Source organism: Ruegeria discodermiae (genome assembly GCF_030758345.1).
In the GTDB taxonomy this organism is placed as follows: Bacteria; Pseudomonadota; Alphaproteobacteria; order Rhodobacterales; family Rhodobacteraceae; genus Ruegeria_C.
In genome coordinates this window covers 108,581-127,391 of sequence record NZ_JAVAMO010000004.1, presented here as the reverse complement: position 1 = coordinate 127,391, position 18,811 = coordinate 108,581, and the positions used below count along the sequence as shown (strand labels likewise).

Here is an 18,811-nt window from a genome sequence, read left to right as displayed (position 1 = left end):
GGGAGGACCTGTCATGCGTTTGGATCATCTGGCTGTTTTGGGCACGAGTCTTGAAGAGGCTGTGGAACATGTCGAGACCTCGCTGGGTGTCGCGCTTGGACCCGGCGGGCAGCATGCGCGTTATGGCACCCATAACCGGCTGATGGGTCTGGAGAGCGGACTGTACCTTGAGGCGATTGCCATTGAGCCGGGGGTGGAACCGCAGGAGCGGCCACGCTGGATGGATCTGGATCGATTCTCCGGGCCTGCGCGGCTAGCGAACTGGATCATCCGGTCTGACGATCTGGTGGGGGAACTGGCGCTGCTGCCCGCGCCGTCGCAATGGATCGTGAACCTGGAGCGTGGCGATTTGCACTGGAAGATGACGGTGCCCGAGGATGGCATCCTGCCCTTTGGCGGTATGTTCCCCTCGGTTCTGCAATGGATGGGGCGCATGCCGGGTGGCAGTTTTGCCCCGACCGGGTGCTCACTTCTGCGACTGACAGTCAGACACCCGCAGGCGGATGAGTTGTGCACGGCATTGGGCCGGGTGCTGTCGGATGACCGAATCTCGGTCGAGACCGGTCCGATTGGCATGGTGGCGGATTTCGACACGCCTTCGGGACGTCGGGTTCTGGAATGATCATCCGGCGGGCCGTGGAACAGGATGCGCCCGCAGTTGCTGCGCTGATCAATGACATGGTGCGCGGATCGCTGATCACATTCACGGTTGAAGAACGCGACCCGGAACAGGTGGCGGAGCAGATCCGTCGCAGCGGGCCTCGTTTTCTGGTGGCCGAGGAGGCGGGTGAGGTGCTGGGATATGCCAGCTACAAACCGTTTCGCGAAGGACCCGGCTATCGGCACAGTGCGGAACACTCGATCCTGCTGGCACCCGCGGCGCATGGGCGCAGCACCGGGCGGGTGCTGATGAACCGGCTCGAGGATATCGCCGTGCGCGACGAGATACATGTGCTGATTGCCGGTATCAGCAGCGCCAATCCGGCTGCGGTGGGGTTTCACAAGGCGCTGGGGTTCGAAGAGGTCGGGCGCATGCCGCAGGTGGGGCGCAAATGGGATCAGTGGCTCGACCTGGTGCTGATGCAGAAAATTCTTGCGGCTGATGGCAAAACCCTTACCTGACAGGGTCAGAAATCCGCAGTAGGCTATAGCTATGTCACTCTGGACAAGAATATCCGAAGCGCTGAGCGCGCTGGCCAAGGGCGAAAGTCTTTCGGACGTGTTCGAACGTCTGCGCACCCCGCCTGAGCGGTCGGTGGCTTTTGCCATTGCGGTTGTGGCGCTTGGGGCCAAGATGGCCAAAGCCGATGGCCGGGTGACCCGCGACGAGGTCACCGCCTTTCGCGACGTGTTCCAGATCGCGCCCGAAGACGAAGAGGGCGCAGCACGGGTGTTTGACCTCGCGCGCAACGACGTGGCTGGCTATCAGGACTACGCCCGCAAGATCAAACGCATGTTCGAAGAGGATTCGACGACGCTCTGCGATCTGATGGAGGGGCTTTTCCATATCGCGATGGCGGACGGGTTCTATCACCCCAATGAAAACGAGTTTCTGAAAGAGGTCAGCGGCATCTTTGGCCAGACCGAACAGCAGTTCCGCGCCTTGCGGGCGCGCTTTGTGCCGGATGCGCCTAAGGATCCCTATACGGTTCTGGGTGTGGCGCCGGACATGCCTCGGGAAGATATTCGCAAGGTCTGGCGGCAATTGGTGCGCGACACCCATCCCGATGCCATGATGGCGCGCGGTGTGCCGGAAGAGGCGGTGAAGCTGGCAGAAAAGCGGATGATCGATATCAACCGCGCCTGGGATGAGATCAACCGGGCTGCGGCCTGAGCCATGCGGCTGGCGACCTACAACATCGAATGGTTTGCCACGCTTTTCGACGATGAAGACAAGCTGCAACTGGATGATGAACGCTCTGGCCGCTATGGCGTGACCCGAGCGCAGCAGGGTGAGGCGATCGCCAAGGTTCTGACCGCCATGGATGCCGATGCGGTGATGGTGGTCGAGGCTCCCGATACCGGGCGCAGGCAAAGCACGGTTGCGGCGCTGGAGAGGTTTGCCGCCGCTTTTGACCTGCGCACAAACAAAGCGCTGATCGGTTTTGCCAATGAAACCCAGCAGGAAATCGCGCTGCTTTATGATCCTGCGCAACTCCGCGCCCGGCATGATCCGCAGGGCGAGGAAACCGGCAAGAAGGGCAGCGGCGCTGCACCGCGCTTTGACGGGGTCTTTCGCATCGACCTGGATATCGATGCAACCGAGGATCTGGTGCGTTTCTCCAAACCTCCGCTGGAGCTGGCGGTCGAGACCGCCGGGGGCACCCAATTGCGCATGATCGGCGCACACCTGAAATCCAAGGCACCGCATGGTGCGGAAACCCGCGATGAGGTGATCCGCACCTCGATCGCCAACCGGCGCAAGCAACTGGCGCAGGCGATCTGGTTGGCCACACGGGTCGAGGCGCATGTGGCGGCGGGGCAGGAGGTGATCCTGCTGGGCGATCTGAACGATGGTCCCGGGCTGGATGAGTACGAACATCTCTTCGGGCGCTCTTCGGTCGAGATTCTGCTGGCTGCGCGGCTTTATGATCCGCATGCGGATCAGGCGCGGCAACTTCGCCCCGGCGCTGTGCCGACGACGGCGCGGTTTCATCTGGCCGATCAGGGGCGGTATCTGCGGGCCTTGCTGGATTACATCATGGTGACACCCGGATTGCGGGCGCGGGGGCCTGAGTGGCGCATCTGGCACCCGTTCGATGATGTCGATTGCTGGTCCGTACCAGAGCTGCGGGATGCGCTGCTGACTGCTTCCGATCATTTCCCGGTCACGTTGGATATCGAGATATGACCTTTGAACACCGACCCAACCGCGCCTATACTCAGCTCATGCGTATGATGCTTGCCATTGCTCTGACTGCCGGTCTTGCGGTGCCGGTCTCCGCTCAGGAAGATCAGGGACGATCGCTGATGGATCTCGGAGCGGAGCTGTTTTTGGACGGGCTGCGACAAGAAATGGAGCCCACCTTGCAAGGCCTTCTAGGGCTTGCCGACGAACTTGGCCCCTCAATGCTGAGCTTCTTTGAGGAAATGGGACCCGCCTTTGCCGATATGGCGCAGGAGGTGAAGGATTGGAGCGTCTATGAGATGCCCGAAATCCTGCCCAATGGCGATATCATCATCCGTCGCAAGCCCGAGCCGGGCCCTGATCCGAAGCCCGAGACGCCCGGACAGGACGCAGAACCCAACCTCGAAGGCACAGAAATCTGAACACGGGATCAGTCGCGGATCAGCATCCTGGTTTCGGCCTCAAGCGCTGAGCTGAGCGAATTCAGTCGCGCTTCGGCAATCTCGCTGAACAGCGGGCGGGCCGAGGCGGGCATGCGCAGTTCCAGCACGCGCTTTTTCGGGAACCAGTTCAGTTTGCCGATCTTGGAATCCTCACGCATCCACATCATAGCGCCAAAGCGCATCGCCTTGCCGAGGATCTCGGCCTGTTTCTGGCCCTTTTCGTCCAGCAACTCATAGAGCGGTTCGAACCGGTTGCCTTCGCGTTTGTTGCGATAGCGGTGCTGCAGGGCAAGGCCCAGAAAGACCCGTTCGGAATGTTTCAAACCACCCAGATTGGCGCGGGTGACATAGTCGAAACAGACCTCGGCGCGATAATCGGGATGCGCGCGCCAACTGACGTCATGCAGCAGGCAGGCCGCTTTGACCAGGCGCCTGATATCGGCGGGTTGCGATTTGAACAGCGGCATGACGAAGTCAAAAAGCTGTTTGCCGAACCCGGGCAGGCGGGCATCCTTGTCTTCGGCAAAGCGGCAGGCTTCGATCAGCGGGTCTCGGTCGCGCAATTTCTGCGACATCTGTTCATAGAGCAGCCCTTCGCGGATGCCATAGCTGGACACGGCGATATCTTTGGGCTTGAAGGTTCGGATCAGGCGGGTCAGTACGTCCATCGCATAAGGCACCAGCGCCATGCGCGAGCCCGAGACACCTGCGGCGCTGCGCAGCTCTTCAGGGTCACCCGCTTCAATGAATTTCACCGTCTTTCGGATGTCTGAGGCTGTCATCCGGTATTCATGCAGCACTGCCATCGGATAGCCCCGGCGCAGCATGTCCAGACGCGCAATCGCCCGCCAGCTGCCGCCGACCAGAAACAGCCGGTCGCGTTGCGGGCCCAACTGGTCGCGCAGATCTTCCATGACGTTCTTGATCTGAGCTTTGCGGCCGCGCCTGCCGCCACGGATATCCCGCAGCTTTAGCGGACCCAGCGGCGAGGTCAGGCGGCGGCCGACCTGACCATTTGATATTTCCGCCAATTCCATCGACGAGCCGCCGATATCGCAGATCAGCCCATAGGCACCCGGCCAGCCCAGCAGCACGCCCTGCGCCGATAGCCGCGCTTCCTCATCGCCATCGATGACCTGAATGGTCAGCCCGGTCTTTTTCTTGACCTCGGCGCAGAATTCCGGCCCGTCCTCGGCCTCGCGTACAGCGGCGGTGGCAACGGCGCGCAGGGGCGGCAGGTCCAGCCCTTCGGCCAGATGCTGAAAACGGTGCAGCGCGGCCAATGCCCGCTCGCGGCCCGTGGGGTTGAGCAGCCCGGTCTCGGACAGCCCGGCCCCCAGTCCACACATCAGCTTCTCGTTGTAGAAATAAGCCGGAGAGCGTGCGGCCCCGTCAAAGATCACCAGCCGGACAGAGTTCGAGCCCACATCAACCACGCCAACACGCGACAGCGCGCGCGCGCCGGGATCATTGAACAGCGGGGTTCCGAACTCCCCCCAATCCGGGGCTCTGTATGTGTGCTGGTCCATATCGTGCCTATCGCTGTTCAGAGGATGCAGGGTCGTGTCGCATGGGTCAATTCCCTGCCGTGGCCAGATCGGCGTCTTCCGCCATCAAACGGGCGGCCAATGCTCGCGTGATTTCGCGCTTTTCGGTCAGCGCGATATGGTCAAGCCGGTCGACCATGCGCGCGGCGGCGTCAAATCGGCGGTCCATATGGCGCACCAGATAGCGGATCAGATCCGGGCGCGGGTTGAGCTGGCGGTCGAAGAAGAGTTTGGCGATGACCGCCCCCAGCAATTCGTCATCGGGCGGCTCCAGCGCCACATGCTGTGCGCCCTGCACGCGGCTTTGCAGATCCGGCAGCGACAGCGCCCAGAAGGGCGGCGCGCCACGCCCGGTCATCAGCAGCGGCTGACCATTGGCCAATGTCAGGTTGTGCAGGTGAAACATTGCGTCCTGCGCGCCGGTGTCCGTGGCGATCCGTGGCAGATCCTCGACCGCGACGGGGCCGTCGGAGAGCTGTAGCAAATCTTGGGATGCCAGCGCGGTGGCCGATACGATTTGCGCACCGGTCTCAGCAGCCCAGACATGGAGCAGATGAGTCTTGCCCGACCCCTCCGGGCCACTCAGCACCAGCTTGCCGCCCGGCCAGGTCGAGGCCGAGAGCAACGCCACCGCCATGGCGTTGGAGGGAGACACGAAAAAATCCTCGCGCCCGCGTGCGGTTTTTGATGGCAACTCGAAGCTGAGCTGTTCGGCCATTTAAGGGACGTCCTGTTCGCTTTGCTTGCCGTACAATCTGCTGTCCAGATATTGCCCGGTGGCAAACCGCGCCAACACGCCCAATGCGGCGGCAATCGGAACCGCGACCAGCATGCCGACAAACCCGAACAGCGCGCCAAAAACCGACAGGGCCAGCAGCAGCCAGACCGGATGCAGCCCCACCGAACTGCCCACAAGCTTGGGCGTCAGAAAGTTGCCCTCGACCATCTGGCCGATGGCAAAGATCACTGCGACCAATCCGACCGAGACCCAATCGCCCCAGAACTGGAAAAGGGCCAACCCGATCGCCAACGCGCCCCCGATCAAGGCACCCAGATAGGGGATGAAGGTCACCAGCCCGGCGATGGCGCCAACAACAAGGCCGAATTGAAGCCCGACAAGCATCAAGGCGATGGCGTAATAGCTGCCAAGGATCAGGCAGACAGTCCCCATGCCCCGCACGAAAGAGGCCAGGACGGTGTCGATCTCACCCGCCAGACGACGAATGACCACGACATGTTCCCGGGGCAGCAATTGATCAATCCGCGCAATCATACGGTCCCAGTCAAGCAGCAGATAGACCGCCACAACCGGAGCAACGATCAACAGGATCACGATATTGATTGCCGAGGCCGCCGATCCAAGGATCGTCTGCAAAAGCTCGCCGGATTTCGCCTTTACCGCGTCGCCGATCGACGTGAGAATCTGATGCACGTTGGAATCTCGATCCAGCAAGGATGGGAGCTTTTCGTGCACGAAGCTGCGCGCATCGTGATAGAGCTGCGGCAGGATATTGATCAGATCGGCCAACTGGGTGATCAGCGCCGGTATCACCAGCAGAAGCGCTATGACAAAGAGCAGCACCGATGCGACGGTGATCAAGGCCGTTGCCGCGACGCGCGACAGGCCCATGCTTTCCAGCCGGTCCGCAACCGGATCAAGGAAATAGGCAATGGCCGCACCGATGACAAAGGGTAACAGAACGTTACCCAGGGCCCACATGACCAGAATGAACACCGCCGCAGCGATGCCCCAATACCGAAGCTGAGTTGCAACTGGGAGTGACATAGGACCTCTCTGCGCTGGCCACACTCATCGCCCATGGGGCGCTGGCGATCAAGAGGGTGTTCCGGGTTTCGCAACGGTATCCCGCCCCTTGGGCAACGTCCGCGCCAGCTAGTGTGTTCGCACCCCTTGCTGCTGTAATTCACTTTGAACGGCGCTTAGGTCGATTTCGTCCAATGCCCGGTTGCTCTTTAGCGACAATGCCGCCGCCACGCCTGCGCCTTGCCCGGCAACTGCGCAGCAGGACATGTTGCGGGTGGCCGCATGGGCGATCCGGTCACCACCGGTCGACCGGCCCGCAACCAGCAGACCGCTGATTCCCTTGGGCAGCAGCGAGCGGTAGGGGATCTGCATATAGCGCCCGGTTGTGGGCAGGATCAGAATGCCATAGCCGTCAATGAATTCGGGATAGATGCCGATTGTATCCTCGAACCGGCCCTCGTGGCGCACATTATCCTCGGTCATATTATAGGCAGCATCGATCTTGCGGGTATCGCGCACGCCGATGGTCATGCCGAAATTGCGCAGCCGCGCGTTCTCGCAGCCCGGCATGAACCGGCGCAGTGCCTCGATCGCCAGCATCGACTGCCGCCGCCCCTCGATCTCTCCCCACGTCAGGCTGTCGGGGTCGGTGCCGTCCACTGCGTCGAGATGGATCAGATTCATGTAGGTCAGCTCGCCAGTGTCGTGCAGGGCGCCCCAGGTTCCGGCGATGGTATTCAGATTGGCGGGGATCAGCCCCTCTTTGATGGCCTGATCAAAAGGTTTCTTGATGAAGGGTGAGAACATGTCGTCCTCTTTGCCGCTGGTCTCGATCACCCACTCACCACCGCCGCCCCAGTCCTTGTAGGTCTGCGGATCAGCTTTGATCCCCTCCATGAAGGCGCGCTTGTCGACCCCGGCCAGATGGAACATGACCGAGGCGGCCATCATTTGTTCTGGGTCCGTCTTGTAGGTCGGCGCGCCAGCGCGATGCGCCACATCTGCATCCCCGGTGGCATCAATGACGACACGGGCGAGAATGGCCTCGCGCCCCGCCTTTGATTCCACGATGACGCCGGTGACGCGGTTGCCCTCCATGATCGGGGCCACGAATTGGCGGTGCATCATCGGGTGTATGCCTGCCTCCTCTACCAGCTTGTCAGCCACCAGCTTGAAGCCTTCGCTGTCCAACTCGTAGCTGAGCGATTGCGATTCCGGCACCGCTGCGCCCATCTCCTTGGCGCGTTGCTCGAATTCCCAGCCGATGCCACCCGCCTCGACGGTTTTTTCATGCCGGTACCATGCAAAACCCTCGACACCCACGGCGGTGATATTGCCACCGAAACAGCCAAACCGCTCCAGCAAGGTCACTTCGGCACCGGCGCGCGCGGCGGCAAGCGCCGCAGCAAGGCCACCGGGGCCGGAGCCTACAACAAGAACCTCGGTGCGATGCACAACCGGTATCTCGCGCGCCGGTTCGCTAATCGTGTCGGCCATCCTATCCTCCGCCCACTGTGCTTCGCGCCAGAGTTCGGGATTGCCGGGCCATTGGTCAATCCCAATTGCGACGTATCGGAGGTCGCCCGCTGGAACAGGTTCGGATTGCCCCCGCCGGGGCTTTGGCATAATCACGGTTCAACTCAAACTTTACCTCCAGGGTCAAACCATGCGCCTCAGCCGTTACTTTCTGCCTGTTCTCAAGGAAAACCCCTCCGAGGCCCAGATCGTGAGCCACCGGCTGATGCTGCGCGCGGGCATGATCAAGCAGGCCACCGCCGGGATCTATTCCTGGCTACCGCTGGGTTTCAAGGTGCTGCGCAAGATCGAGAATATCGTGCATGAAGAACAGATTCGTGCGGGCCATATCCCAATCCAGATGCCGGTGATGCAATCGGCGGACCTCTGGCGCGAGAGCGGGCGATATGAGGCCTATGGCCAGGAAATGCTGCGCATGAAGGACCGGCATGACCGGGACATGCTGTTCACGCCGACCGCCGAGGAACTGGTGACCGATATCTTCCGCAGCCATGTCAGCAGCTACAAGGATCTGCCGCTGACGCTCTACCAGATCCAGTGGAAGTTTCGCGATGAAATCCGCCCGCGTTTCGGCGTGATGCGGGGGCGCGAGTTCTACATGAAGGACGGCTATAATTTCGACCTGACCAAGGAAGACGCGCTGCACGCCTATAACCGCCATCTGGTCAGCTACCTGCGCACTTATGAGCGGATGGGCCTGCAGGCAATCCCGATGCGCGCCGATTCCGGCCCCATCGGCGGCGACGACACGCATGAATTCCTGGTGCTGGCCGACACGGGCGAATCCGAGGTGTTCTATGACAGTGCTGTCACCGATCTGACCTTTGGCGATCGTGAGATTGACTATGATGACAAGGCGCAATGCCAGGCGATTCTTGAAGAGTTCACCTCCAAATACGCCCGCACGGATGAGACCCATGATGCGGCCCTATTCGATCAGGTGCCCGAAGAGCGCCGCCGCGTGGCGCGCGGGATCGAGGTGGGGCAGATCTTCTATTTCGGCACCAAGTATTCCGAGCCGATGGGCGCGACGGTGCAGGGCCCGGATGGCAAGCCGGTCCCGGTGCATATGGGCAGCCACGGGATCGGTGTCAGCCGTCTGGTCGGCGCCATCATCGAGGCTAGCCATGACGATAATGGCATCATCTGGCCCGAAGGTGTAACGCCGTTCCATTGTGGGATCGTCAACCTCAAACAGGGGGACGAGCAGGCAGATGCGGCCTGCGATCAACTCTACAAGGCCCTGACCGCCATCGGCTTGGAGCCGCTTTATGATGACCGCAACGAGCGGGCAGGGGGCAAGTTTGCCACCATGGACCTGATCGGTCTGCCTTGGCGGATTACCGTCGGCCCGCGCGGGCTGAAGAACGGCGTGGTCGAACTGACCAGCCGCCGCACGGGGACAAGCGAAGAATTGAGCCCGGAAGAAGCCGTCAAGAAAGTGGCAAGCATCTATGCCCCGCATCGCGGCGGCACCGAGGAACACCCCGAGCCGATGGCAGGCAGGCCGTTTCACACCTGGCTGTGACCGGCGGCCCGCCATGTCCAAACCGCTGATATCGGTGATCACAGTGACCCGGAACCTCATTGAGGCCCGGCGCCGTGAGACGATGCGCGCGGCGCTGGATTGCGTGCAGGCCCAGAGCTTTCGTGCGGTGGAACATGTGATCTGGGACGGAGCGTCAACAGATGGCACCCAGCCCCTGCTTGAAGAGTGGCAGGCAGAGATTTGTGCCGATGCGACGGCGATTCCCATCATTTATCAAAGCGATGCGGATGCCGGGCTTTACGATGCGATGAACAAGGCGGTTGCCCTTGCCAGCGGTGACTATGTGATCTTCCTGAACTCCGACGACTCGCTCGCGAGCACCGACATCTTAGGTGAGTTGGCCGCATTGGTGCAGGCCACGCAGCCCGATTTTGTCTATGGCGGCACGCTGCAGACGCTTGAGGATGGCCGCACCAAGAACCACAGCCGCACGAACCTGTCTGCCTTCCTGCAGCGGATGCCGTTTTGCCATAACTCGATGCTGGTGCGGCGCGAGGTGTTTCTGGCGCTTGGTGGGCATGACCTGTCTTATCGCGTGGCGTCGGATTACGACTTTGTCTTTCGGATGCTGATGGAAGGGCATTCCGGCGTGGGTACCAAACTGCCGGTGTCCAAGTTCAGCGCACGGGGCGTGTCGGCCAATGTGATGGGAGTTGCCAAGGATTATGCCGAGGTCTGGAGCCGTTACTTTGGCAAGTTGGCGGGGCGTGGCAGGATCGACGGTGAAGAGACGCTGAACTGGTATCGCAGCGGGCAATTGCCGATCTCGATGTGTCGGGCGGCGCTGCGGGCCGCGAGAGGTAACGAGACGATGCGGCGGGCGGCCCTGCACAGCCTGAAGATCACGTTGCGCAGGCGGATACAGCCCTGGCGCAAATGGGACTATTTGCAGGGCTGATCATGCAGATATTCGTCATCAACCTCGACCGATCGCCAGAGAGATTTTCCGCGATGCAGACGGAATTCGCCAAGGTGAGGCTCGAACAGCACCTGAATCGGATCAGTGCCATCGACGCAACTGATCCGGGCTTCGCAGCGCCGGGCTATACCCCCCATAGCTGGCGGGACCGGTGGGAGTTGAAACGCTCTGAGCAGGCGGTGTTCGAAAGCCACCGCGCGGTCTGGCGCCGGATCGCAGATATTGAGGACACGGTGGGTATCGTCTGCGAGGATGATATTTTTGTGTCCACCGCTTTCCCGAGCCTGCTGGCGGCGCTGGAGGGTCAGCATTTCGGTGTGGTCAAGCTCGACGGGTTCAACGCAATGCGCCGCTATGGGCCTGCCACCGAAATGAACGGCTGGCAGCTGCGCGCGATCGTCGAGCCGGTGCCAAGTGCCGCCTGCTACGCGGTGTCATCCGCAGCCGCCCGGCGGTTACTGGCGGATGGCGAAACCTACTGCGAAACGCTGGATGATTTCGTTTTTCGCGCCCGCACTGGCGTTGATCCGGTCCAGCTTTTTCCCGCCGTGGCGGTGCAGCAGATGTGCTGTATCTCTCCGGGTAGTGAAGGGGTGCAAGAGACAAGCCAACGCGAGCGGCAGGACAGCAGCAAGGCCGCCAAGGGACCCGCGCCTTATCGCGTCGTGAAAGAAATCCGGCGCAGCCTGCGCAAGCGCAATTTGCGCGGGTTTGAGGCGTATATGCCCGCGCTTTGCGACGACCTGCCCCGGTATCGTGATGCCTGAGCGGCTGCTGGCCCGGTGCAGGCGGATTGAGGCCATCGGCAATTGACTGCCGCCTCCTGCGCGCTATCGCCGCTTGACCCCGGACGGTTGACGACGCAGGTTGCGCCGACTTTGTTTCGAGGAACTCCGTAATGGCCTCTCAACCGGCACCTTTTGCCCCGTTCGAATGGAAAATCGCGTGGCGCTACCTGAGGGCGCGTCGTGCCGAGGGGGGCGTTAGCGTGATGACCTGGATCAGCCTGATCGGGATCACCCTGGCGGTCTTTGCCCTGATTGCCACGCTTGCCGTGCGCTCTGGCTTCCGGTCCGAATTTGTCGGCACCATTCTGGGTGCCAACGCCCATGTGACGGTCTACAGCGTGGGCGAGGTGGATGCGCAGGGGCGGGTGAACCGGACGATCTCCGATTATGACGCTATGGCCGAGAAGGTGGCGCAGGTTCCCGGTGTGAACCGCGCCGCGCCGCTGGTGCGCGGGCAGGTGATGATCGCGCAGCAGGGCCGCAATGCCGGGGTGCAGGTTCTGGGCATCTCCGCCGACGACCTCGCTAGCCTGCCGGGTATCGCGGATGGCGAGACCTCCTATGGCGATCTGGCGCGGTTTGGCGAGGGGATCGCCATCGGGTCCGGCGTTGCGCGCACGATCGGGGCCAGCGTCGGTGACCGGGTCAAGCTGATCTCGCCCGACGGGGCCAAGACCGCGTTTGGCACCTCGCCGCGGGTCAACGCGTATGAGGTGGTCTATGTGTTCAGCGCCGGGCGCTATGACATCGACAATACCCGCGTTTACATGCCTTTCGCCGAGGCGCAAAGTTTCTTCAATCGCGAGGGTGTGGCGGACGAAATTGAAGTGATGGTCGAAGAGCCGGAAGCGCTGGACAAGGTGGTGATCCCGATCCTTGTCGCCGCCGGAGATACCGCGCGGGCCTGGACCTGGCAGGATGCCTCCGGCGGGTTCCTGCGCGCGCTGGAGGTCGAGGACAACGTGATGTTCATCATCTTGTCGATCCTTGTCCTGATCGCGGCGATGAACATCGTTTCCGGCCTGATCATGCTGGTCAAGAACAAGGGGCGCGATATCGGCATCCTGCGCACCATCGGGCTAAGCGAGGGGTCCGTGCTGCGGGTCTTCTTCATCTGCGGCGCCTTCACCGGGTTGATCGGAACCGCGCTGGGCGTGGTGCTGGGCTGTCTCTTCGCGATCTATATCGATCCGATCTTCTCCTTCGTGAACTATGCGATGGGCGGCGGCGTCTGGGACCCGGCCATCCGGGGCATCTACGCCCTACCGGCCGAGTTGCACTTGTCCGATGTACTCAAGGCGGTCGGTCTATCCTTGGGTCTGTCGTTTTTCGTTACCTACTTTCCCGCCCGCCGCGCGGCGCGGATGAACCCGGTTGAGGCGTTGCGTTATGAGTGATCCGGTGCTGAGCCTGTCGGGGCTGACCAAATCCTACAAACGCGGCACGCCGGCTGAGGTGGCGGTGCTGCGCTGCGCTGACCTTGAAATCGAACCGGGCGAAGTGGTGGCGCTGGTGGCCCCGTCGGGGGCGGGCAAGTCCACCTTGCTGCACATCGCGGGCCTGCTGGATACGCCCGATCAGGGGATCGTGCGGATTGGTGGCCAGGACATGAGTGGCAAGAGCGACCGCAAGCGCACCGCGACGCGGCGGCGTGATGTGGGCTTTGTCTATCAGTTCCACCATCTGCTGCCCGAGTTCACCGCGTTGGAAAACGTCACCCTGCCGCAACTGGCGAACGGGGCCGCAGAGGCAGAGGCGCAGACGCGGGCAAAGGACCTGTTGGCACGGGTTGGGGTCGCAGAACGGGCCGATCACCGGCCAGCAGCGCTTTCGGGCGGTGAACAGCAGCGGGTCGCGTTCTGCCGGGCGCTGGCAAATGCGCCGCGTCTGCTGCTGGCGGATGAACCGACGGGCAATCTTGATCCTGGTACATCGGATCAGGTGTTTGGCGCATTGATGGACCTGGTCGCGGGCACTGGATTGTCAGCCCTGATCGCGACGCACAATCTGGAGCTTGCCGCACGGATGGACCGAGTTTTGCGGCTGGAGGAGGGCGCGATCAGGCCAGTTGCGTGATCGCGACGCCCACGGCCATGATCGCAATACCCGCCGCGCGCGTCAAATTCAGGGGACTTACCTGCGCACCAAATAGTCCGTAGTGGTCGATGGCCGCGGCTGAGATCAACTGACCGATCAGCACGAAGAACACCGCGTTGCCGACCCCGAAATGCGGGGCGACATGGGTGATCGACAGCACATAGAACGCGACTAACAAGCCCGCCAGAAACAGGTGTTTCGGCGCGCCGCCCAGCTTTGCCAATGCCTGAGGACCGGGAAACAGCATCATAATCAGCGCGGAAGCCGCCAAGGCGATCGCAAACAGGACCACGCCCGCAGCGGTTGGCGACCCAATGAGCTTGCCAAGCGCTGCGTTTAATGCGGCAAGAACCGGTATGCCGATCCCGGCGGCCAGCATGATCAGTGCGTATTGTGTCATCGGGTCCGGTCTCCGGGTCTGCTTTGGGTTGATCTGGATCATTGCGGCATTGGGTGCCGCGGGCAAGCTTTCCTCAAAGCAAATTCCTATGCGGAGTGAGACTGATGAAACCAGTATTGATCTCGATACTCTTGGGGTTAGCGTTGCCGGTGGCCGCACAGGATGCCGCCAATGGCGAGGCGCTCTATATGACGCATTGTGCAACCTGCCACGGGATCGACGCGACCGGGCAGGGGCCGATGGCCGGTGTGCTGATGATAAAACCGGTGGATCTGACGCAGTTGCAGGTGGATGGGGTTTTCCCAACAGAGCGGGTTGTGCGTCGCATCGACGGTCGCGACCCGCTGGTCAGCCATGGCAGCCCGATGCCGGTCTATGGCAATTTCTTCGAAGGTGAGGACAAGGCCACCAAGACCCATTCCGGGCAACCCATCTTGACAAGCGCGCCGATCATCGACCTTCTGGCATATCTTGAGACCCTGCAACCCAGCTAAAGGAGCCCGAGATCATGCCGTGGAAGGTCAAGCTTGCAATGCCCGTGATGGTCGTCCTGTCGGCATGCGCGACGGAAAACGCGATGCCCGAGGCCGATGAAGGAGCGGTGCTCTTTGCGCAAAACTGTGCCGCCTGTCATGGCTCTGACGCCAAGGGCGGCGTTCTGGCGGATGGACAGCGCGCGCCCGACCTGACCCGTATCGCTGAGCGAAACGGCGGCGTATTGCCCCGCGCTCAAGTGCTGTCCCAGATCGACGGCTATGGCAAGGGCAAGGCACCGGCGAGCGTGATGCCCGAATTCGGAGCCTTGCTGGAGGGCGAAACCGTTCCGGTCGAGGTGGACGGCACCCTGACGCCAACGCCGCGCCCGCTGGCGGCGCTGCTGGCCTATCTGGAAAGCATCCAGGTCAGCGGTTAATCACAGATCCCCTCGATCTCGACCCCGTCCCAGGGCAGGTAGACATCGCTTTCCCGCACCTTGGGTAGATCCGAGACGGGAAAGGCCGCGCTGAGCATCTTGTGCAGGCGTGCGGTCCGGGCTGCATCGGGGGCCAGGGCCCGGCAGCAGACATATTCTTCGACAATTGTGCCTTGCTGCTCAAAGCCGTAATCCAGAAAATTGGGGGTTTCGTCCAGATCGAACAGATAGGGATCGTTGGTCCGGCCATGCTCCGCCGCTGCGCGCAGCGGGTGATAGCCAGTTTTGCGGCGGTTTTGCCATTGCCAGACATGGGTCAGTTCATGTGCAAACAGCATCGCCTGCACCAGATGGAGGCGATCAGGGTATTCCTGCGCATAATCCTCCAGATACCAATCTCGTGTGAACAGGACATGGTTGAACAGGGCAACGGCCGCTGGCTTTGAGGTGACGATCTCTTCCTTGACGGGGGGCAGGATACGTTCGCGACAGGTCACGCGCGGGCGCGGTTTACGCTGAAAGGTTACGCTGCCCACCGGCGCACCCTCAACCAGCCGCACCCGGTCCAGATCAAGCGCGTCACCATGGATGCGAGCGGCAAAGTCCTTTTCGGTTTCGGTGAGGGGGCGGCCACAGGCCGCAACCAGAAACAGGATCACAAGAAGACGCAGGAACATGATCAAAACCCTAGCCCGCCGGTCATGCGCCGCAAGCGTTTTGTGAGCGATGACGCATATGTGCAGCACTCGGAGGGCGCGCGTGATCTCGATGCTCCCGCGGAGAATGGTCTTATGGTGCATCTTTCAGGCGGTTAAAGATCAGCAGGCCACCGCATGTCGGTGTTGAACACCCAGGACGCGACCAACGGGCCCGAACATGATCATCGTAATCCACCACCGCACATGGTCCGGTGATGTCGCGGCGCCCTGGAAGCATGCATGTGTCAAGCTGGGGTTGCAGAGATTTGCGAGGCAAGATGGTCATATACTTGGGGGCCAGCCACGATCAGAGCCCCGTGCCCCCGGCTCTGGTTTCCGCAAGTTACTTTGAGGCGCCTTTAGCGACTCTCGCTCAGCGTCAAGGTGTTCACGCAGCGCCCGCCGCCCGGCGCGTCGTCTGCACGCGTGCTGACGCTCAGGACCCAGATCGGATAAGGCTTCGATAATGGCCTTCTTCGGGCCAGCAATCGTCCTGTCGAGCGCGATTTGCAAATGCCATCCGGAAATGTAACAGTTTTATGACATTTTTGTGTCATTTTTGATGGGTGGTATTGTCGGTGACATTTGTTTTATCGCAATCGCGATTTGCAGTGAGTAGGATTTCGGTCGAATTCTATTTGATAGCATTTGTTTGCGTGGTTCTTACCGTGATGGCCTATCTGATTGAATTCCAGGCTAGCACCAACGGGGCGCAATCTATCCCGAGAATCGTTCAGGAATTAGATTTGGCGCATGAGAACAATCTGGCCGCGTGGTTCTCGGGCGCGCTCCTTGCGATCATCGGGCTTCACATGATGGACGGCAACACCCTCTGCCGGTCCAGCTTGCCACGCGCTGCGCGGGCCTGGGCCATAACCGCAGGCGTGTTTTTCTTTCTGAGCGCAGACGAAGTCGGTTCACTGCACGAAAGGCTCTCGGGCGTTGGCAGAACGATGGGAGTTGGGTCGTGGGGACTTCTGCTCCCGCTCGGCGCTGTTCTTGCCGCGTTGCTGCTTTGGGCGGTGGCGACGCTCTGGCGGGCGGGTGATGTTCAGCGCAAGCAGGCTCTGATCCTTTTGGTGGGTTTCGCGCTGCTGGGCTCGGTCGCCGTGCAGGAAGTGCTCGAACACGCGATGACGTGGAACAGTGCTCACGCAAGCGCTTTGCGGATTGCAATTGAAGAGGGTAGCGAACTGGCTGGGATGCTGGTTCTCTTGTGCGTTGCCATCAGCAACACGTCTGGCGTTCTGGCTGATCGACACGGTGCTCCCTTTGCAGTGCCTGTTGAGCGACGTCATGGTCTGTTGATTCTATTGATCGTGTTGGCGCCAGCGATATCTTACGTGACTGCGGGGCTTCAGGACCACGGGCGCGGGCGGCCTGCAGATTGGCTGGCTGCAATGGCGTTTCTTTCAGCGGCGGCGGTTGTCGCGGGCGGATGGCTGCAAGGTCGGACCGGCCATGCAGTTCTGGTGGTCGTTGGCCTGTTGCTTGCTTTGTCCTGTGCTTGCATCGCGATATCTCCGGATCAGACTTTCGAAATGGCGAATATGACGGTGAGCCGTAGGGCGATGCTTCTTGTTTTCTTGACCATGATTCTGTTGTCCGCAAGTTACCGGTTGGGGTGCATGACAGTATCACCTCTGAGGCTGTTGGTCCTTGCCGGGGTGTGCCTTGCGCTGCTAGCGCTATCGGAAAGCCGGACCATGGCATTCTTTCTGACAATCGCGCTTGGCGCGGTGATCAACTTCGAGATATCGCTGGCACGAAAGGCCGAACTGGACCTCGACAGGGAAGCAGGGACTTCGCTGCGCTAGGTGTTGTTTCGATCAAGCGGTAGTCCGCCAATCCGCAAGCTTTGGCAGGGATATCTTGGTTTCGCACCATTGTCTGATGTTTGACGCTCTTCCGTGGCCAAGTGTGGGTGCTGGCATTGCCATCGGCACAAAAAAGGGGCGTGCGGGCCCCGGCTGTGTCACCTCACCGACGGTACATGCGATCTTCTCCTCAAGGCGCTTTAAGACATTTGCAATCTTGTTGTTCTGCAGGAGTGCCCGAGCGTCATAGGGGCCGCCGGATACGCCTGCGGTAAAGAGCAACATGTGGCAGAGACCATCAGACCTTGATGCCTGGCGAGCCTCACAACTCGACGACAGGACCATGCGGGTCGGAGCCGCGCTACAATTCCGCTGTCCGGGCACTTTTTACTCGACAAGAATCAAGCGACCTGATTGATGATTGACTGATCAATCAAGAAAAGCGCACACAAGTTGCACCGCGTGACACCGGTCAGGAATCAGCCGATACTGCCGGGCGAAGCAACAGATACATAACAGGGAGAAATGCAAATGAAGACAGCAAGCTTGGGGATCGTTCTGAGTGCGGTGGCCGGTATGGTACAGGCCGCGGATATGGGCGCGGTGGACGAACCGATCAAACTCGCCGTCAATGAATGGACCGGCCAGCACGTGACCACGCATGTGGCAGGCGAAATGCTAAAGGCTGCCGGGTATGATGTGGAATATGTCACCGCTGGCATGATGAACCAGTTCCAGGCGCTGGCCGATGGCGACATCCATGCGACGCTGGAAATCTGGTCCTCGAACGTTTCCGACGAATACGCCAAGAAAGTGGAAGAGGGCACCGTGGTCGAAATCGGTGATCTGGGCCTCGATGCTAAGGAGGGCATTGCCTACCCGGCACATGTGGCTGAGCTGTGTCCGGGCTTGCCCGCCTGGGAGGCGCTGCAGGACTGCGCGCAGGTCTTTGCAACAGCCGAAACGCTGCCCGGCGGACGTCTGGTGGATTATCCGGCCGACTGGGGCACGCCCGGCGCCGATCGCATGACTGGGCTGGACCTGCCGTTCAAGGCCGTGCCCGCCGGCTCCGAAGGGGCGCTGATCGCAGAACTGCGTGCCTCGACGGAACGGAAATCTCCGCTGCTGATCACCTTCTGGCAGCCGCATTGGGCGATGTCGGCCTATGATGTGCAATTTGTCGACCTGCCTGTGGGCGAAGAGGCGTGCTTCAACGATCCGGCCTGGGGCCCCAACCCGAACGCGGTCAATGATTGTGACTTCGCGCCTTCGCGTATCTTCAAGGCCGGTTGGTCAGGGTTTGCGGATAAATGGCCTGCCGCTTACGAAATCTTGACCAACTACGCGCTTTCAGTCGATGATCAACAGCCGATGATGGGGGCGATCGACGTGGATGGCGGTGCCGTCGAAGAGGTGGTCGCCACCTGGATGTCCGAGAATGAGGACAAGTGGCGCCCGGTCGTTGACGCGGCGACCAAGTGAGCCGCAACA

The 18,811-nt window shown here is 61.2% G+C and carries 20 protein-coding genes; 14 read left to right on the top strand and 6 right to left on the bottom strand.

Translation table 11 applies throughout. From position 1 onward, the window contains the following. Positions 1 to 13: 13 nt before the first annotated feature. Genes Q5Y75_RS11745 through Q5Y75_RS11725 form a run of 5 tightly spaced genes read left to right on the top strand, consistent with a single transcriptional unit; the run spans position 14 to position 3,270 of the window. Entirely contained in the window at positions 14 to 622 is a 609-nt protein-coding gene (locus Q5Y75_RS11745) for a VOC family protein (RefSeq protein ID WP_306197500.1), read from the top strand. Next, positions 619 to 1,122 carry a GNAT family N-acetyltransferase gene (locus Q5Y75_RS11740; RefSeq protein ID WP_306197499.1) on the top strand — a complete coding sequence of 168 codons (504 nt, stop codon included), beginning with the start codon at positions 619 to 621 and terminating at the stop codon, positions 1,120 to 1,122. The genes Q5Y75_RS11745 and Q5Y75_RS11740 overlap by 4 nt, the downstream gene beginning before the upstream one ends. A gap of 31 nt (positions 1,123 to 1,153) precedes the next feature. Continuing rightward, positions 1,154 to 1,834: a molecular chaperone DjiA gene (locus Q5Y75_RS11735; protein WP_306197497.1), complete on the top strand. Its 681-nt coding sequence runs from the start codon at positions 1,154 to 1,156 to the stop codon at positions 1,832 to 1,834. Positions 1,835 to 1,837: 3 nt separating this feature from the next. Beyond that, positions 1,838 to 2,851 carry an endonuclease/exonuclease/phosphatase family protein gene (locus Q5Y75_RS11730; protein WP_306197495.1) on the top strand — a complete coding sequence of 338 codons (1,014 nt, stop codon included), beginning with the start codon at positions 1,838 to 1,840 and terminating at the stop codon, positions 2,849 to 2,851. Next, positions 2,848 to 3,270: a hypothetical protein gene (locus tag Q5Y75_RS11725; protein ID WP_371933258.1), complete on the top strand. Its 423-nt coding sequence runs from the start codon at positions 2,848 to 2,850 to the stop codon at positions 3,268 to 3,270. The genes Q5Y75_RS11730 and Q5Y75_RS11725 overlap by 4 nt, the downstream gene beginning before the upstream one ends. 8 nt (positions 3,271 to 3,278) lie before the next feature. Here the strand turns inward: Q5Y75_RS11725 and Q5Y75_RS11720 are convergent, their stop codons facing one another. From Q5Y75_RS11720 to Q5Y75_RS11705, 4 genes are all read right to left on the bottom strand, one after another. Further along, complete coding sequence (locus tag Q5Y75_RS11720; protein ID WP_306197493.1) at positions 3,279 to 4,820, bottom strand: Ppx/GppA phosphatase family protein; 1,542 nt, start codon at positions 4,818 to 4,820, stop codon at positions 3,279 to 3,281. 46 nt (positions 4,821 to 4,866) lie between these two features. Then, the gene (locus tag Q5Y75_RS11715) at positions 4,867 to 5,556 is read right to left on the bottom strand and encodes a P-loop NTPase family protein (RefSeq protein ID WP_306197491.1); all 690 of its coding nucleotides are present in this window, start codon (positions 5,554 to 5,556) and stop codon (positions 4,867 to 4,869) included. Continuing rightward, complete coding sequence (locus tag Q5Y75_RS11710; protein ID WP_306197489.1) at positions 5,557 to 6,624, bottom strand: AI-2E family transporter; 1,068 nt, start codon at positions 6,622 to 6,624, stop codon at positions 5,557 to 5,559. 108 nt (positions 6,625 to 6,732) lie between these two features. Further along, positions 6,733 to 8,100, bottom strand: coding sequence for an FAD-dependent oxidoreductase (locus tag Q5Y75_RS11705; protein ID WP_306197486.1), 1,368 nt, complete (start codon positions 8,098 to 8,100; stop codon positions 6,733 to 6,735). A gap of 169 nt (positions 8,101 to 8,269) precedes the next feature. Here Q5Y75_RS11705 and proS point away from each other — a divergent pair, with 169 nt between their 5' ends. The 5 genes from proS to Q5Y75_RS11680 all read left to right on the top strand — a co-directional run bounded on the left by proS (position 8,270) and on the right by Q5Y75_RS11680 (position 13,471). Further along, positions 8,270 to 9,667, top strand: coding sequence for a proline--tRNA ligase (proS, locus tag Q5Y75_RS11700; RefSeq protein ID WP_306197485.1), 1,398 nt, complete (start codon positions 8,270 to 8,272; stop codon positions 9,665 to 9,667). Positions 9,668 to 9,680: 13 nt separating this feature from the next. After that, the gene (locus tag Q5Y75_RS11695) at positions 9,681 to 10,586 is read left to right on the top strand and encodes a glycosyltransferase family 2 protein (RefSeq protein ID WP_306197482.1); all 906 of its coding nucleotides are present in this window, start codon (positions 9,681 to 9,683) and stop codon (positions 10,584 to 10,586) included. A 2-nt stretch (positions 10,587 to 10,588) separates the two neighbouring features. Then, positions 10,589 to 11,374, top strand: a complete 786-nt coding sequence (locus tag Q5Y75_RS11690) for a glycosyltransferase family 25 protein (protein WP_306197480.1) — start codon at positions 10,589 to 10,591, stop codon at positions 11,372 to 11,374. A 131-nt stretch (positions 11,375 to 11,505) separates the two neighbouring features. Next, complete coding sequence (locus Q5Y75_RS11685) at positions 11,506 to 12,792, top strand: lipoprotein-releasing ABC transporter permease subunit (RefSeq protein ID WP_306197479.1); 1,287 nt, start codon at positions 11,506 to 11,508, stop codon at positions 12,790 to 12,792. Next, a complete protein-coding gene (locus Q5Y75_RS11680) occupies positions 12,785 to 13,471 on the top strand; it encodes an ABC transporter ATP-binding protein (protein WP_306197477.1) in 687 nt (228 codons plus the stop codon). The genes Q5Y75_RS11685 and Q5Y75_RS11680 overlap by 8 nt, the downstream gene beginning before the upstream one ends. Here the strand turns inward: Q5Y75_RS11680 and Q5Y75_RS11675 are convergent. Then, complete coding sequence (locus Q5Y75_RS11675; RefSeq protein ID WP_306197474.1) at positions 13,455 to 13,892, bottom strand: DMT family transporter; 438 nt, start codon at positions 13,890 to 13,892, stop codon at positions 13,455 to 13,457. The two genes, Q5Y75_RS11680 and Q5Y75_RS11675, sit on opposite strands and share 17 nt — an antisense overlap. 104 nt (positions 13,893 to 13,996) lie before the next feature. Here Q5Y75_RS11675 and Q5Y75_RS11670 point away from each other — a divergent pair, with 104 nt between their 5' ends. Both Q5Y75_RS11670 and Q5Y75_RS11665 read left to right on the top strand, forming a co-directional pair. After that, complete coding sequence (locus Q5Y75_RS11670) at positions 13,997 to 14,386, top strand: cytochrome c (protein ID WP_306197472.1); 390 nt, start codon at positions 13,997 to 13,999, stop codon at positions 14,384 to 14,386. A 14-nt stretch (positions 14,387 to 14,400) separates the two neighbouring features. Further along, on the top strand, positions 14,401 to 14,805 hold the full coding sequence (locus tag Q5Y75_RS11665; protein WP_306197470.1) for a c-type cytochrome: 405 nt from the start codon (positions 14,401 to 14,403) through the stop codon (positions 14,803 to 14,805). Here Q5Y75_RS11665 and Q5Y75_RS11660 read toward each other — a convergent pair. Further along, complete coding sequence (locus Q5Y75_RS11660) at positions 14,802 to 15,482, bottom strand: hypothetical protein (RefSeq protein WP_306197468.1); 681 nt, start codon at positions 15,480 to 15,482, stop codon at positions 14,802 to 14,804. The two genes, Q5Y75_RS11665 and Q5Y75_RS11660, sit on opposite strands and share 4 nt — an antisense overlap. Positions 15,483 to 16,069: 587 nt before the next feature. Here Q5Y75_RS11660 and Q5Y75_RS11655 point away from each other — a divergent pair. Next, a complete protein-coding gene (locus Q5Y75_RS11655; RefSeq protein WP_510769689.1) occupies positions 16,070 to 17,320 on the top strand; it encodes a DUF8692 domain-containing protein in 1,251 nt (416 codons plus the stop codon). Between the two features lie 525 nt (positions 17,321 to 17,845). Beyond that, complete coding sequence (locus tag Q5Y75_RS11650) at positions 17,846 to 18,802, top strand: ABC transporter substrate-binding protein (RefSeq protein WP_371933257.1); 957 nt, start codon at positions 17,846 to 17,848, stop codon at positions 18,800 to 18,802. Positions 18,803 to 18,811 lie beyond the last annotated feature (9 nt).

What these genes read in the sequence shown, in the direction of transcription:
- Q5Y75_RS11745 (WP_306197500.1), top strand. Translation starts at nt 14, where the DNA reads ATGCGTTTGGATCATCTGGCTGTTTTGGGCACGAGTCTTGAAGAGGCT.
- Q5Y75_RS11740 (WP_306197499.1), top strand. Translation starts at nt 619, where the DNA reads ATGATCATCCGGCGGGCCGTGGAACAGGATGCGCCCGCAGTTGCTGCG.
- Q5Y75_RS11735 (WP_306197497.1), top strand. Translation starts at nt 1,154, where the DNA reads ATGTCACTCTGGACAAGAATATCCGAAGCGCTGAGCGCGCTGGCCAAG.
- Q5Y75_RS11730 (WP_306197495.1), top strand. Translation starts at nt 1,838, where the DNA reads ATGCGGCTGGCGACCTACAACATCGAATGGTTTGCCACGCTTTTCGAC.
- Q5Y75_RS11725 (WP_371933258.1), top strand. Translation starts at nt 2,848, where the DNA reads ATGACCTTTGAACACCGACCCAACCGCGCCTATACTCAGCTCATGCGT.
- Q5Y75_RS11720 (WP_306197493.1), bottom strand. Translation starts at nt 4,820, where the DNA reads ATGGACCAGCACACATACAGAGCCCCGGATTGGGGGGAGTTCGGAACC.
- Q5Y75_RS11715 (WP_306197491.1), bottom strand. Translation starts at nt 5,556, where the DNA reads ATGGCCGAACAGCTCAGCTTCGAGTTGCCATCAAAAACCGCACGCGGG.
- Q5Y75_RS11710 (WP_306197489.1), bottom strand. Translation starts at nt 6,624, where the DNA reads ATGTCACTCCCAGTTGCAACTCAGCTTCGGTATTGGGGCATCGCTGCG.
- Q5Y75_RS11705 (WP_306197486.1), bottom strand. Translation starts at nt 8,100, where the DNA reads ATGGCCGACACGATTAGCGAACCGGCGCGCGAGATACCGGTTGTGCAT.
- proS (WP_306197485.1), top strand. Translation starts at nt 8,270, where the DNA reads ATGCGCCTCAGCCGTTACTTTCTGCCTGTTCTCAAGGAAAACCCCTCC.
- Q5Y75_RS11695 (WP_306197482.1), top strand. Translation starts at nt 9,681, where the DNA reads ATGTCCAAACCGCTGATATCGGTGATCACAGTGACCCGGAACCTCATT.
- Q5Y75_RS11690 (WP_306197480.1), top strand. Translation starts at nt 10,589, where the DNA reads ATGCAGATATTCGTCATCAACCTCGACCGATCGCCAGAGAGATTTTCC.
- Q5Y75_RS11685 (WP_306197479.1), top strand. Translation starts at nt 11,506, where the DNA reads ATGGCCTCTCAACCGGCACCTTTTGCCCCGTTCGAATGGAAAATCGCG.
- Q5Y75_RS11680 (WP_306197477.1), top strand. Translation starts at nt 12,785, where the DNA reads ATGAGTGATCCGGTGCTGAGCCTGTCGGGGCTGACCAAATCCTACAAA.
- Q5Y75_RS11675 (WP_306197474.1), bottom strand. Translation starts at nt 13,892, where the DNA reads ATGACACAATACGCACTGATCATGCTGGCCGCCGGGATCGGCATACCG.
- Q5Y75_RS11670 (WP_306197472.1), top strand. Translation starts at nt 13,997, where the DNA reads ATGAAACCAGTATTGATCTCGATACTCTTGGGGTTAGCGTTGCCGGTG.
- Q5Y75_RS11665 (WP_306197470.1), top strand. Translation starts at nt 14,401, where the DNA reads ATGCCGTGGAAGGTCAAGCTTGCAATGCCCGTGATGGTCGTCCTGTCG.
- Q5Y75_RS11660 (WP_306197468.1), bottom strand. Translation starts at nt 15,482, where the DNA reads ATGTTCCTGCGTCTTCTTGTGATCCTGTTTCTGGTTGCGGCCTGTGGC.
- Q5Y75_RS11650 (WP_371933257.1), top strand. Translation starts at nt 17,846, where the DNA reads ATGCAAATGAAGACAGCAAGCTTGGGGATCGTTCTGAGTGCGGTGGCC.